Here is a 13,518-nt window from a genome sequence, read left to right on the forward strand (position 1 = left end):
GGGGAGGCCCCGGCGGCGGTCCGCCGGGGCCTCCCCCCGTCCGTCGTGTCCCGGCCCTCCGGGCCGGGCGTCCCCCTCAGTCGGCCCTGATCACCGGGATCATGCCCGTGACGGCCTCGGCGCCGCTCGGCACCGGGTCGGGCAGGACGGAGCGGATCCGGCGCTGGATCTCGCGGGTGATCTTGTCCTGCTGCTCCCGGGCGTCCAGCACGAGGTAGCGGTCGGGGTCGGCCTTGGCCAGCTCCAGGAAGCCCTTGCGGACCCTGGAGTGGAACTCCACCGACTCGGACTCGATGCGGTCGGCGGGACCGCCCAGGCGGGCGAGCCCGTCCTCGGGCCGCACGTCCAGCAGTACCGTCAGGTCGGGGACCAGGCCCTGGGTGGCCCAGGAGCTGATGTCGCGGATGTCCTCGACGGACAGGTCGCGGCCCGCGCCCTGGTAGGCGAGCAGGGAGTCCACGTAGCGGTCGCTGATGACGACCGCGCCGCGGCGCAGTGCGGGCAGGATCTCCTGCTCGACGTGGTCGGCCTTGTCCGCGGTGTACAGCAGCACCTCCGCGCGCGGGGTGATGTGCGAGTTCTCCCGGTCCAGGAGCAGACCGCGCAGGCGCATGCCCAGCTTGGTCGCCCCCGGCTGGCGGGTGCCGATGACCTCGAAGCCCTGCTCGCGCAGCCACACCGTCAGCTCGCGCACCTGGGTGGACTTGCCCGCGCCCTCACCGCCCTCGACCACGATGAACGCGCCGGAGTGGACGGCCGCCTCCCCCTCGCCGTCGCTGACCGCGACGCCCCGCAGGGCGGCGAAGAGCTCGGGGAGCAGGCCGGGGCCGGCGTCGGGGCGGTCCTTGTTCATCAGGCGGTAGCAGAACAGTGCGACGAGGACGACCAGCAGGCCGGAGGCCATCAGGACGACGCCGCCGCCGCGCAGGTCGTAGGTGAGCGGGCCGATCGGGATCGCGTAGTCGCCGACGAGCCCGGCGAGCAGGGGCGCCAGCGCCATGGCGGCCGGCAGCGCGACACGGGCGGCGCCGTGCACGAAGACGACCGCGCCCTGCCGGTTCTCGTCCCCGACCTCGTCGTCGAGCAGCGCCAGGCCGGTGACCCAGGCGATGCCCGCGCCCACGCCGAGGAGCCCCGCGAGGACGGCGATGAGCACCGTGTCCCCGACGGCGCCCGTGAACAGCAGGGCCAGGCCGGAGAGGGCGACGCTCAGGCCGAGCAGGCGCCTGCGGCTGAACTGCTTGAGGACGCGGGGCCCGGCGAGCGCGCCGAGGGCCATGCCCGCGAAGACCGCCGCGAAGACGGCGCCGAAACCGGCGTTGCCCGCGCCCAGCGCCTCGAGGTGGACGCGCGCGACGCCGATGACGGCGGCGCCGCCCGCGAGCGATCCGAGCAGGCCCGCCACGAGGCCGCGCGGGAGCGACTCGCCCCCGGGGCGGCGGCCCGTCGCCACGGCGCGGAGGATCCCGCTGTCGCGGATGCCGCTCCCGCCGTCCCCGGAGGCCTTGTGCCCGGGGATCGGCAGCACGGCGACGACGGCCGCCGCGACGAAGAAGGTGAGGCCGTTGAGGTAGAGGGCGATGTCGGCCTCGGGGCTCGCCATGGAGGGCAGCAGCGCGCCGAGCACGTTGCCGACCGAGGCGAGGGCCGCGAACAGCAGGGCCGCGACCGGGGCCGTGCCGTAGGTGGTGAGCAGGTTCAGCCGTTCGGCCTGCGGCAGCAGCCTGCGGGGGACCAGGCCGGGGACGGCGGAGTCCTTGGCCGGCGTCCAGAACAGGGCGGCGAGCTCCGCCAGGAGGCTGGCGATGAGCAGCCACTCCAGGGCGAAGCCCGGCACGAGGAGGCCCACGACGGGGATCGAGACGTACAGGAGGCCGCGCAGGACGTCGGTGGCGACCATCGTCCACTTGCGGTCGAGGCGGTCCGCGACCGCCCCGGCCAGCGGGCTCAGCAGGATCGGCGGGGCGAGCTTGATCACCACGACGCCGCTGACGGCCGCGTACTGCACGAGCGTGGAACCGCCGGCGGTGAAGATCGCCGCCAGGGACATCAGGGCCAGGAGGCTCAGCCAGTCGCCCAGGCTGGAGAGGGAAAGCGAGATCCACAGCCTGCGGAAGGGTGTGATCGCGAGGACGTTTCGCGCCTCGACTGGCGCTCCGGGTGCAGATCTGCTCATAGCGCTCAAGATATCGGTGAGGGGGAAAGGGAACGACGGACACGGGATCCGTCCCAGAATTCGGTGGATGACGCCGGGGGGCGCACACGATTCTGCGTCCTCGGGAGTCACGCCCACACTAGTACGGAAGATCATTGCCGAACAGGGGTGGAGACGGCCCACCCGGTGCGGACACGGAGATAGTACTCACCCGGGCTCCCCTTCGGGGGACGCCCGGGTGAGCGGTGTTCTTCGGTTGTGGCCGCGGCCGGAGGAGGGGCCCTGCGGCGGCTACGGGCCGTTCCCCTCCGCCGGTTCCTCGGCGGAGGCGCGGGGGACGCCGGTCTTCTTGGCCGGGGCCTTCTTGGCGGCCGTCCTGGTGGTCGTGCCGGTCTTCGCCGCCGTCGCCTTCTTGGCGGCCGGCTTCTTGGCCGGGGCCTTCTTGGCCGCGGGCTTCTTCTTGGCGGGCGCCTTGGCGCGGCGCTCGGCCAGCAGCTCCGAGGCGCGCTCGTCGGTGATCGACTCGACCTGGTCGTCCTTGCGCAGGGAGGCGTTGACCTCCCCGTCGGTGACGTAGGGGCCGAAGCGGCCGTCCTTGACGACCATCTTGGCGCCCGACACCGGGTCCTCGCCCAGCTCGCGCAGGGGCGGGGTCGCCGCGCGGCGTCCCCGCTGCTTGGGCTGGGCGAAGATCGCGCGCGCCTCGTCGAGGGTGACCGTGAACATCTGCTCCTCGGTCTCCAGGGAGCGGCTGTCGGTGCCCTTCTTGAGGTAGGGGCCGTACCGCCCGTTCTGCGCGGTGACCTCCTCGCCGTCGATCTCGCCGACCACGCGGGGCAGCGACAGCAGGCGCAGCGCGTCCTCCAGGGTGACGGTGTCCAGGCTCATCGACTTCAGGAGCGAGCTGGTGCGGGGCTTGGCCTTGGCCTTGGCGCGCTTGGGCCTGGCCTCTCCCTCGGCCTCCTCCGGCTCCTCGATGACCTCGGTGACGTAGGGGCCGAACCTGCCGGTCTTGGCCACGACGGGGCGGCCGGTCTCCGGGTCGGTCCCCAGCTCGCGGTCGCCGCTGGGCTGGGCGAAGAGCTCCTCGGCCTTGGCCTCGGTCAGCTCGTCCGGCGCCAGGTCCTCCGGCACGTTCACCCGCACGCCGTCACGGTCCAGGTAGGGGCCGTAGCGGCCCACCCGCAGCACGATGTCGGTGCCGGGGAGGGGCACGGAGCTGACCTCCTTGGGGTCGATCTCGGAGAGGTGGTCGCCCACGAGCTCCTTGAGACCGGTCTCCCGGCGGCCCTCCGTGTCCTCCCCGCCGAAGTAGAAGCGGCGCAGCCAGGGCAGGCTCTCCGCCTCTCCGCGGGCGATGTCGTCGAGCACGTCCTCCAGGCGGGCGGTGAACTCGTAGTCCACCAGGTTGCCGAAGTGGCGCTCCATCAGCTGCACCACGGCGAAGGCCAGGAAGGACGGCACGAGCGCCGTTCCCTTCTTGAACACGTAGCCGCGGTCGAGGATGGTGCCGAGGATCGACGCGTAGGTGGAGGGGCGGCCGATCTCCCGCTCCTCCAGCTCCTTGACGAGCGACGCCTCGGTGTAGCGCGCGGGCGGCCGGGTGCTGTGCCCCTCCGCCTCCAGGTTCTGCGCCTTGAGCGGGTCGCCCTCGGCCATCGCGGGCAGGCGGCGCTCGCGGTCGTCCAGGTCGGCGGCGGGGTCGTCGGACCCCTCCACGTAGGCCTTGAGGAAGCCGTGGAAGGTGATGATCTTGCCGGTCGCGCTGAACTCGGCGACCTCCCCGGTGGAGGAGGTCCCCTCGATGCGCACGGTGACCGACTCTCCGACCGCGTCCTTCATCTGGGAGGCGACGGTGCGCTTCCAGATCAGCTCGTAGAGCCGGAACTCGGGCCCGGAGAGGCCGGTCGAGGCGGGGGTGCGGAAGGCGTCGCCCGCGGGGCGGATCGCCTCGTGCGCCTCCTGCGCGTTCTTGACCTTCTTGGCGTACACGCGCGGCTTCTCGGGGAGGTAGTCGCCGCCGTACAGGCTGCGCACCTGGGAGCGGGCCGCACCGACGGCGCTGTCCGACAGCGTGGTGCTGTCGGTGCGCATGTAGGTGATGTAGCCGTTCTCGTACAGCCGCTGGGCGACCTGCATGGTCTGCTTGGCGGACAGCCCGAGCTTGCGCGAGGCCTCCTGCTGGAGGGTCGTGGTGCGGAACGGGGCGTACGGGGAGCGGCGGTAGGGCTTGCGCTCGACCGAGCGGACCGAGAACCCGGCCCCCGCCAGGCGCTCGGCCAGGCCGCGCGCCGTCGCCTCGTCCAGCTGGCGGACCCCGCGGTCCGAGCGCAGCGCGCCCTGGGGGGTGAAGTCGCGGCCGACGGCGACGCGGGTGCCGTCCACGGAGACGAGGGTGGCGGGGAAGGTCGCCGGCCCCTCGGGGACGCCCGCCTCGCTCGCGTCGAAGAGCGCCTTGAGGTCCCAGTACTCGGCGGACGTGAACGCCATGCGCTCGCGCTCGCGCTCCACCACCAGCCGGGTGGCCACGGACTGGACGCGGCCCGCCGAGAGCTTCGGCATGACCTTCTTCCACAGCACGGGGGAGACCTCGTAGCCGTAGAGGCGGTCCAGGATGCGCCGGGTCTCCTGTGCGTTGACCAGGCGGGTGTTCAGGTCGCGGGTGTTGCTCGCCGCGCGCTGGATGGCGTCCTTGGTGATCTCGTTGAACACCATGCGGCGGACGGGGATCTTGGGCTTGAGCTCTTCCAGCAGGTGCCAGGCGATGGCCTCGCCCTCGCGGTCCTCATCTGTGGCGAGCAGGAGGAGGTCGGCGTCCGCCATGAGCTCCTTGAGCTTCCTGACGTGCGACTTCTTGTCCGCGTTGACGACGTAGAGCGGCTCGAAGTCGCCGTCGACGTCCACGCCGAGCCGGGCCCAGGACTCCCCCTTGTACTTGGCGGGGATCTCGGCGGCCTTGTTGGGCAGGTCGCGGATGTGGCCGATGCTGGACTCCACGACGTAGCCGCGCCCCAGATAACCGGCGATGGTCTTCGCCTTGGCGGGCGACTCGACGATGACCAGAGCGGTGCCCGCCCCCTGCCGTCCGCTGTCCTTCGAGCCGTTCTTGCCGGCGCTGCCCTTCGTGGGTGGCACGCTGTTCCCCTACGTCTAGCCTTACGTGATCTATCCGGCCGCGGTCTGTCGGTTCCCGTGGGAACCGACAGTAACCGAAACTCCAGGCACTCCCCCGTCGATGGGCGTGCGGGGCCCTCTCCGCGTGTGCGGGGTCCACCGCCCCGGGCAGGGCGCCCGGCTCACACCCACCGGCATCCGCAGAATAAGCGCTTCGCGCACCGGTACCGGTCCGTAGCGTACGCGAGCGGTCCTGGCAACGCCCGTCGGTCAACGGTCGCCGCCTTCGTCGAGCACCCGGAACCCGTCTTGCGAGTGACTTCGGTCACACTTACAAACGTCCGAGTGCCGATATCCCCCAGAATGCGGCGAGTCCTCCCGGATATTCCCGGGAGGACTCGGCTCACGTCCTGAGCCGGCGTCGTCACCTCCACCCTCCCGCAGTCCACCGCGTTCCAAACGGAACGGGAGTGCGGAGGCGACTCAACCTGCTCTGCGGACGCACACGGCACCGGTGTGCCGGAGCGGGGTCCCGCCCGGGGGCCACCGCCGTCCTGTGGGATTGGGCACCTCGCAGTCCACCGCGTTCCAAACGGAACGAGGCGCCGTCACCCTCCAGGCCGGTCGGCGGGCCCCCGGGCCCACCCCACGATGGTCGCTACAGGCCGACGCCCGCGGCGCCGAGCAGGGCGCCGACGGGGTCCACGCTCGGAGCCGGAGCGGGCAGCTGGTCCACGTGCTCGGGAGCGTGCTCCGCCACGGCCTGGTGCGTGGTCTCGCTCAGGGTGTAGTCGACGGGCAGCATCTGCGAGACGGGGATCTCGGGCAGGTCGCGCACGACCGGGGCGTCCTGCAGCACGCCCGACTGGTGCTCGGTCGCGCTCTGGTGCACGACCGCGGCGCCGTTGTCGGTGGAGCTGGCGCCCGCCAGGCTCGCGACGGCGGCGACGGCGTTGCCGGTCACGTTGACGGGGACGTCCGCGTGCGCGACCAGCTGGTTGCCGCCCACGGCCGAGCCGTTGCCCGAGGTGGCGACGTGGGGCTCCTCCTCCAGGACCAGTGCCCCGGTGTCGGTGGCCGCGGCGCCCGCGACGCCGCCCACGGCGCCGATCGCGTTGCCGGACACGTTGACCGGGACGTCCAGGGCCGCGACCAGCTGGTTGCCGCCCACGAGCGAGCCGTTGCCGGAGGTCGCGACGCCCGACTGGTGCTCGCGCTCGGCCGACTGGCGCAGGATGCCCGCGTCCACGCCGGAGGTGTCGGGCAGGATGCTGGCGTTCGAGACGGCCTCGTTGACCAGGTCCATCGCCGTGAGCCCGGCGGGGGCGGACTGGTGGTGACGGCCGCCGCCCTCGTGGACCAGGGCGCCGGTGTCGGTGGCCGCGGCGCCCGCGACGCCCGCCACGGCGCTGATCGCGTTGCCGGACACGTTGACCGGGACGTCCAGGTCGGCGACCAGCTGGTTGCCGCCCGCGACCGAGCCGTTGCCCGAGGTGGCGACGTCCGGGTCGTGGTCGTGCCCGTGGTGCTCGTGGCCCTGGTGCACGACGTCGTAGCCGTCGTGGCCCTGCTGGTGGGCGTGGCCGCGCTCGTCGTGACCGTGGTGACCGTGGTGACCGTGGTGGCCGTGGTGGCCGCCCTCGTGGACCAGGGCGCCGGTGTCGGTGGCCGCGGCGCCCGCGATGCCGCCCACCGCGGCGATCGCGTTGCCGGAGACGTTCACGGGGACGTCGCCGTCCACCACGAGCTGGTTGCCGCCCAGGACGGAGCCGTTGCCCGAGGTCGCGACCTCGCCGCTGTGGTGGTCGACCACGGCGGCGCCGGAGTCCGTGCACTGGGCGCCGGACGTGCCCAGGACGGCGCTGATCGCGTTCCCGCAGACGTTGACCGGGACATCGAGGTTGGCGACCGCCTGGTTGCCGCCCAGGATCGAACCGTTGCCCGAGGTCACGGGCTCGGTGTCGGCGAAGGCCACGCCGGTGCCCAGAGCGACGAATCCCGCCGCCATGAGCGCGGACTTCGCGGAGATGCTGGCCCACTTACGCATGTGGGGAGTCCTTTCGAGAAGACATGAAGACATGTTGAAGAGAACAGGTGTGCTTGTGCGTGCTTGTGCTCGGGCAACAGGCCGTGCCACATCCCTGGGTGGGGTGCAGGCCTCCGGCCGGGGCCGGGGATCATCCGGACGGCCTCACACCTGGGCGGTGCGTGCCGGCCGGTTCAGGAGAGCGCGCCGCGGTCGGCGCCCGCTGGTTGCGGGTGACGCGCGCGCCCCGTCGATCAGCTCCGCCCTGGTTGGGCGGCGGCTGACGTGAACCCCGAGCACGTGGCCTCGGCCGGTGCTACGGGACTCGCGTCAGCCCCCGGGCCGCGCGGGGCGGCCCGGGGAGCCGATCAGGAGCGGGCCCTGCGCCGCATCCCCGCCACGACCAGGCCGGCCCCGGCGGCGACCGCGGCGACCGCGGCGGCGACCAGGCCGAACAGGCCGGTGGAGTCGGTGCCGGTGACCGCGAGCTCCGCACCCGGGCCCTGCTCGGCGGGCTGCCCGAAGGTCTGCTCGGACCGCTCCTCCGCGGACTGCTCGAAGGACTGCTGGCCGGGCTGCTCCGCGGACGGTCCGGCCGGGGAGGCGGACGGGTCGGGCGCGGGCTGCTCGTCCACCGGCGCGGAGCTCTCCTCGGCGAGCCCCTCACGGTCCTCGGGGACCTCGGGCGGGACACCCTGGCCGGGGTCCTCACCCTCGGGGGCCTCCTCCCCGGGGTTCTCCCCCTCGGTGGACCCCCCGCCGGGGGCCTCTTCGCCGGGGGCTTCCCCGCCGGGGGCCTCCTCCGCGCCCTCGTAGCCGCCCTTCGGCCCTCGGACGGAGGACGACTTGTCCTCGATGACGGCGGCTCCGGAGTCCGTGCACTGGGCGCCGGCGAGGCCGAGGATCGCGATCGCGTTCCCGCAGACGTTCAGCGGGACGTCGAGGTCGGCGTTGAGCTGGTTGCCTCCGCCGATGGAGCCGTTTCCGCTGGTGACGGTGTCGGCGTAGGCGGTTCCGGCGGTGGCGGCGGCCGTGGCGGCGATGAAGCCGGCGGTCACCAGGGCGGCGATACGTGCTTGTGTCTCGTGGGTCATCGCGTGTCCTTATGTCAGCGAGAAGGATCGGCTGGCTACACGTGTGACCGCGGTCGGAGAGCTTCAGGCTCTGGGAAAGCCGGTGAGAAGGCACGCCCGCCGGAGTCGGCGGGACGGCTGCGTGCGGGAGCGCACGGACCGGCCGCGGTCGGGGACGCGGCTAGTCGGGGGCGAAGCTGGGGTCGTCCGCGGCGTCGCGGACGACCAGGGTGGGGTCGCCGGGAAGGGCGACCCGCTGGGCACGGGGAGCCAGGTGGGCGGCCCGGGCCATCAGGAACCCGGCGGCGCCGGGCGCGGGGAAGGACGGGGCGGCGGCGCCGGTGGCGTCCGCTCCGGCCGAATGGTGCGAGCCGCCTCCGCCGATGAGGCGAATGCGCTCACCGGGGTCGTCGTCATGCACCCGCTCGGCCGCCTCGACGGCGGCCGAACTCCATGCGGACGGCACCGCGGAAGCGCTGGTGTCCACCGCCGTACCGGGACGGGGCGCATCGGCGCCCCGAGCGGTCTCGGCGGCGGCGCGCTCGACGGCGGGGCCGGCCGGGTCGATGGGGAGTTCGTCGGTGGCGGCGAGGACGGGCAGGCCCAGGGGGGCCGTCGCGTTCGCGGCCCCGTCGATGCCGCCCTGGACGACCCGTGTGGACTCGGTCAGCCCGGCGGCGACCGTGTCCACGAGTCCGCTGTCGCGCAGCGAGCCGTCGGTGGACCGCACCACGTCCTGACCGGTGCGGGCGATGCCGCCGACGAGGCTTCCCGCGCCGCGGGCGGTCCCGTCCACGGTGGCCGCGGTGTCGTCCACGACCCTGGCCGCCGCGGCTCCCGCCCTGCTCTCCTCCAGCGCGGACGAGACACCCGTCTCGTCCAGGGCGCGGGAGGGAAGGGCGGCGGCCCGGGGCGCCACGGCCCCGGTCAGCGAACCGGTCGCGGAGCCCGCACCGGCGGCGGCGTCGGAGACCCGGGTCTTCCGAAGCTCCTGGGTCGCGGCCCGGCCGGCGTCCTCCGCGGTGTCGCCGACGCCCATGACGCGGTCGACGAGGCCGTCGGAGCCGGGAGCGGTGTCGCTGTGGGCGACACCGATCCCCCCGGCCAGCCAAGCGACGGCGACGATGCCGGACAGGAGCAGCAGACGGGCGCAGGCGTTGCGGGACACACAGGCAGCGCGACCGGTCGACACCAGCCACCCCCTGCCCGTGAGCACCATGACGCCCTCTCGTTTCGCTGCCGCTGGACGGTCCCGTGCGGCTGGGCCGCCACGGTCGTACCGGTGCCGCTCCGACCCGCACGGAGGCGGGAGGGAGAACCACGACACCCTCGAACTCAAAGCAACCGTAGCATCACGTTGGGTGATGCAACACCGAAACGTGAACCGCGCCGAAAAAGTTTTCGGCGCGGTTCACCAGGCACGACACCGCAAAACGCGTCGAGGTCAGCTCAATCCGACGAAACGGTCCAGGACCCTGACGCCGAACTGGAGGCCGTCCACCGGGACCCGCTCGTCCACGCCGTGGAACATGCCCGCGAAGTCCAGCTCCGGGGGGAGCTTGAGCGGCGCGAAGCCGTAGTTGCGCACGCCGAGGCGGGAGAAGCTCTTGGCGTCGGTCCCGCCGGAGAGGCAGTAGGGGACGGCCTTGGCCCCCGGGTCCTCCGCCAGCAGGGACTCCGACATGGCGTTGACCAGGCCGCCCTCGAAGGGCGTCTCCACGGCCGGCAGGTGGTGGATGAACTCGCGGTCGACCTTCGGGCCGAGCAGCTCGTCGATCTTCGCGAAGTACGCGTCCTCGGTGCCCGGCAGGAAGCGGCCGTCGATCTGGGCGGTGGCCTCGCCCGGGATGACGTTGGCCTTGTACCCGCCCCCCAGCACCGTCGGGTTGAGGGTGTTGCGGAGGGTGGCGCCGATCATGCGGGAGATCGGACCCAGGCGGGCGACCGTGGCGTCGACGTCCTTCTCGTCGAAGGGGATGCCGAACTCCTCGCAGATCTCCTCCAGGAAGGTCCGCACGGTCGGGGTGAGGTCGAGCGGGAACTCGTGCCGGCCCAGCCGCGCGACCGCCTCCGCCAGCTCGGTGACGGCGTTGTCCCTGTTGGTCATCGAACCGTGCCCGGCCGTGCCGCGCGCGGTCAGCTTCATCCAGGCGATGCCCTTCTCCGCGGTCTCCACCAGGTAGAGGCGGCGGTCCTCCTTCACCGTGAACGAGAACCCGCCGACCTCGCTGATCGCCGAGTCGCAGTCGGCGAACAGGTCCGGGTGCTCGTCCACGAGGTACTGGGCGCCCCAGGTGCCGCCCGCCTCCTCGTCGGCGAGGAAGGCCAGGACGATGTCGCGCGGGGGGCGGCGTCCCTCACGGAGCCGCTGGCGCAGCATGGCCAGGACCATCGCGTTCATGTTCTTCATGTCGACCGCGCCGCGGCCCCACACGCACCCGTCGGCGACCTCCCCCGCGAAGGGGTGGTGGGTCCAGTCCTCGGGCGCCGCGGGGACGACGTCCAGGTGGCCGTGGATGAGCAGCGGGGGGCGGGTGGAGTCCTCCCCCGTGATCCGGGCCACGACGTTGCTGCGCCCCGGGTGCTTCTCGTAGATCCTCGACTCGACGCCGACCTCGTCGAGCTTGGCGGCGACGTACTCCGCCGCCTTGCGCTCCCCCGGCCCCGAATGGTCGCCGTAGTTGGAGGTGTCGAACTCGATGAGCTCCCGGCACAGGTCGACGACCTCCACCTCCGCCGCGCTCAGGACCCTGTCTGGCTCTGCCATCTGACGCTCCCGTCCAGCCGCACCTTTTGCCGTGCTGTCACCCCGACCCTGCCATGGAGGCCCCCCGGCGGAAAACCTGGTTCGTGCCACCCCAGACTTTTGCTATGGTTGACCTGTACGGCGCGGCAGGCGCCGGACACCCGGTCCGGGTGGCGGAATAGGTAGACGCGCTAGCTTGAGGTGCTAGTGCCCGTTAAGGGTATGGGGGTTCAAGTCCCCCCTCGGACACAAACAGAAGGCCCTGGTACCAGGGCCTTTTTTGTTGCCCGGGCCCTGTCGGCCGGACCCGCGGCGGGCCCGCGGCCCCTCAGGCCACCAGGCCGTGGCGGTAGGCGTAGACGACGGCCTGGACGCGGTCGCGGAGCGCGAGCTTGGCGAGGATGCGCGAGACGAAGGTCTTGACGGTCTCCTGGCTGATCACGAGGGCCCCGGCGATCTCCCTGTTGGAGAGGCCGTCCGCGATGAGGCGCAGGACCTCCAGTTCGCGGGGGGTCAGCGGGGTGTCGTCCGGGGAGCCCCCGGTCGGCCGGACACGGGCGGCGTACCTTCCCACGAGCTGGCGGGTCACCCCGGGGTCCAGCAGCGCCGCGCCCGAGGCCACGGTCCGGATGCCGTGCAGCAGCTGGCCGGGCGGCGCGTCCTTGAGCAGGAACCCGCTCGCCCCCGCGCGCAGCGCCTCGTAGACGTACTCGTCCAGGTTGAACGTCGTCACCACGAGCACCTTGACGGGCGCGCGCACCCCGGCGCCGGCCAGCAGGCGGGTGGCCCCGATGCCGTCGAGCACCGGCATGCGCACGTCCATCACCACGACGTCCGGACCCAGCCGGCCGCTGAGGTCGACCGCGGTCCGCCCGTCCCCGCACTCGCCCACGACCTCCATGTCGGGCTGGGCACCGATGATCGTCACCAGCCCCGTGCGGATCAGCACCTGGTCGTCGCAGACCAGGACCCGGATCGGCGCGGTCACGAGCGGCTCCCCGCGGGTATGCGCGCCCTCACGACGAAGCCGCCCTCCGGCCCGGGTCCCGCCTCCAGGTCGCCGCCCAGGACGTCGACCCGCTCGCGGAGCCCGGCGAGGCCGCGCCCGCTCCCGCCGGGGGAGCCGGTCCGCGGGCCGGGGCCCTCCGTGCCGACCTCCACGGTGATCTCCTTCTCGCCGTGGCGCACCAGGACCGAGGTGCGGCTGCCCCGGGCGTGCTTGAGGGCGTTCGTCAGGGCCTCCTGCACGACCCGGAAGGCCACGAGGTCGGCGCCGCCCGTCGACTCGGCGGGGGCGCCCTCCTCGGAGAACTCCACCGGCTGCCCGGCCCGGCGCGTCTGCTCCACGAGCGTGAGGACCCGGCCGACGGGGGGCGTCCTGGCCCCGGTGCCGTGGTCGGGGTTGAGGAGGTCGAGCAGGCTCCGCAGGTCGGTGATGGCCCTGCGGCCGGTGTCGGTGACGGCGGTCAGCGAACCGTCGAGCCGCTCGGGGTCCGCGGTCAGGTAGCGCGCCGCCTCGGCCTGCACCACCATCGCGGTCACGTGGTGGGTGACGACGTCGTGGAGCTCGCGCGCGATGCGGGTGCGCTCGGCGGTGCGGGTGTCCTCGGCGACGCGGCGGCGGCGTTCGGCCTCCATGGCCCGGGTGGACCGCAGCCACGCCCCGATGCCCCACACGAAGGCCAGCGCCAGGTAGAACGTCGCGAAGCCGACCGGCGTCTCGCCCGTGCCGAGCTGCGCGAGCGCCGCCCACAGCACCGCGTAGGCGGCCGTCAGGACGAGCACGGTGGCGCGCCGGCGCCGTTCCAGGTGGGCGCCCGCGCTCAGCACCGCGATGGCCAGCCCCGTGCCGGCGAGCGTGTGGTAGCCCATGAGCTGGTCGACGGCGAAGCCCGCGGACACCAGGGCGAGGGAGGCGGCCGGCCACCGCCGGCGCAGGGCGAGCGGAAGGCACTGGAGGGCGATCGCCACGACGGCGAGCAGGTCGAAGGGGCGGTCGGGGACGCCCCCGAGCATCGTCCCGTGGTTGTGGAGCGACGGCACGAACGACGCGGCGAAGAACACCAGTCCCAGCGGGAGGTCCCGGACCGTGACGTCGAGGCCTCGCCACAGTTCCGCGGCCCGCCGTAGATCGATCACCGGAGGAAGTGTAGTGGCGGATCCGCCCCCGTCCGCGCGGCGGGGGACGGGGCCGCCGCGCCGTGCGCCCGGCCCCGGGCGGACCCGTGACGCGGTGTCACTGGTGGCGCCGCCGGGCGGGGGGAATACTGGGGGAGATCCCGCCGCCGATCCCGGAGAGCCCCGCATGGACACCAGACGCCCGCGCGTTCCGCCGGCGGTCGCCGCGGCCGCGGGTCCGCCCGTCCGCCCGGGGCCCCGCCCCCTCCCGGCCTCCCCGGTCCGC

At 73.3% G+C, this 13,518-nt stretch carries 8 protein-coding genes and 1 tRNA gene; 1 reads left to right on the top strand and 8 read right to left on the bottom strand.

What is annotated here, in order from left to right:
• Positions 1–76 precede the first annotated feature (76 nt).
• The 6 genes from tmk to OUQ99_RS28720 all read right to left on the bottom strand — a co-directional run bounded on the left by tmk (position 77) and on the right by OUQ99_RS28720 (position 11,135).
• Positions 77–2,176 (bottom strand): dTMP kinase, encoded by a 2,100-nt coding sequence (gene tmk, locus OUQ99_RS28695; RefSeq protein ID WP_267946878.1) that lies wholly within the window; start codon positions 2,174–2,176, stop codon positions 77–79.
• A 270-nt stretch (positions 2,177–2,446) separates the two neighbouring features.
• Positions 2,447–5,290 carry a type I DNA topoisomerase gene (gene topA, locus OUQ99_RS28700; RefSeq protein ID WP_267946879.1) on the bottom strand — a complete coding sequence of 948 codons (2,844 nt, stop codon included), beginning with the start codon at positions 5,288–5,290 and terminating at the stop codon, positions 2,447–2,449.
• A 637-nt stretch (positions 5,291–5,927) separates the two neighbouring features.
• Entirely contained in the window at positions 5,928–7,316 is a 1,389-nt protein-coding gene (locus OUQ99_RS28705) for a hypothetical protein (RefSeq protein ID WP_267946880.1), read from the bottom strand.
• A 347-nt stretch (positions 7,317–7,663) separates the two neighbouring features.
• Positions 7,664–8,389, bottom strand: coding sequence for a chaplin family protein (locus OUQ99_RS28710; RefSeq protein ID WP_267946881.1), 726 nt, complete (start codon positions 8,387–8,389; stop codon positions 7,664–7,666).
• Between the two features lie 160 nt (positions 8,390–8,549).
• Positions 8,550–9,587 (bottom strand): hypothetical protein, encoded by a 1,038-nt coding sequence (locus OUQ99_RS28715; RefSeq protein ID WP_267946882.1) that lies wholly within the window; start codon positions 9,585–9,587, stop codon positions 8,550–8,552.
• Positions 9,588–9,812: 225 nt separating this feature from the next.
• Entirely contained in the window at positions 9,813–11,135 is a 1,323-nt protein-coding gene (locus OUQ99_RS28720; RefSeq protein ID WP_267946883.1) for a M20/M25/M40 family metallo-hydrolase, read from the bottom strand.
• 143 nt (positions 11,136–11,278) lie between these two features.
• Here OUQ99_RS28720 and OUQ99_RS28725 point away from each other — a divergent pair.
• Positions 11,279–11,363, top strand: a tRNA-Leu gene (locus tag OUQ99_RS28725).
• A 79-nt stretch (positions 11,364–11,442) separates the two neighbouring features.
• Here the strand turns inward: OUQ99_RS28725 and OUQ99_RS28730 are convergent.
• Both OUQ99_RS28730 and OUQ99_RS28735 read right to left on the bottom strand, forming a co-directional pair.
• The gene (locus tag OUQ99_RS28730) at positions 11,443–12,102 is read right to left on the bottom strand and encodes a response regulator (RefSeq protein ID WP_267946884.1); all 660 of its coding nucleotides are present in this window, start codon (positions 12,100–12,102) and stop codon (positions 11,443–11,445) included.
• On the bottom strand, positions 12,099–13,253 hold the full coding sequence (locus tag OUQ99_RS28735) for a sensor histidine kinase (RefSeq protein ID WP_267946885.1): 1,155 nt from the start codon (positions 13,251–13,253) through the stop codon (positions 12,099–12,101). Before OUQ99_RS28735 ends, OUQ99_RS28730 begins: the two co-directional genes overlap by 4 nt.
• Positions 13,254–13,518: the final 265 nt, after the last annotated feature.

The organism is Streptomonospora nanhaiensis (assembly GCF_026642255.1).
Taxonomy (GTDB): domain Bacteria; phylum Actinomycetota; class Actinomycetes; order Streptosporangiales; family Streptosporangiaceae; genus Nocardiopsis; species Nocardiopsis tropica.

What these genes read in the sequence shown, in the direction of transcription:
- tmk (WP_267946878.1), bottom strand. Translation starts at nt 2,176, where the DNA reads ATGAGCAGATCTGCACCCGGAGCGCCAGTCGAGGCGCGAAACGTCCTC.
- OUQ99_RS28705 (WP_267946880.1), bottom strand. Translation starts at nt 7,316, where the DNA reads ATGCGTAAGTGGGCCAGCATCTCCGCGAAGTCCGCGCTCATGGCGGCG.
- OUQ99_RS28710 (WP_267946881.1), bottom strand. Translation starts at nt 8,389, where the DNA reads ATGACCCACGAGACACAAGCACGTATCGCCGCCCTGGTGACCGCCGGC.
- OUQ99_RS28715 (WP_267946882.1), bottom strand. Translation starts at nt 9,587, where the DNA reads ATGGTGCTCACGGGCAGGGGGTGGCTGGTGTCGACCGGTCGCGCTGCC.
- OUQ99_RS28720 (WP_267946883.1), bottom strand. Translation starts at nt 11,135, where the DNA reads ATGGCAGAGCCAGACAGGGTCCTGAGCGCGGCGGAGGTGGAGGTCGTC.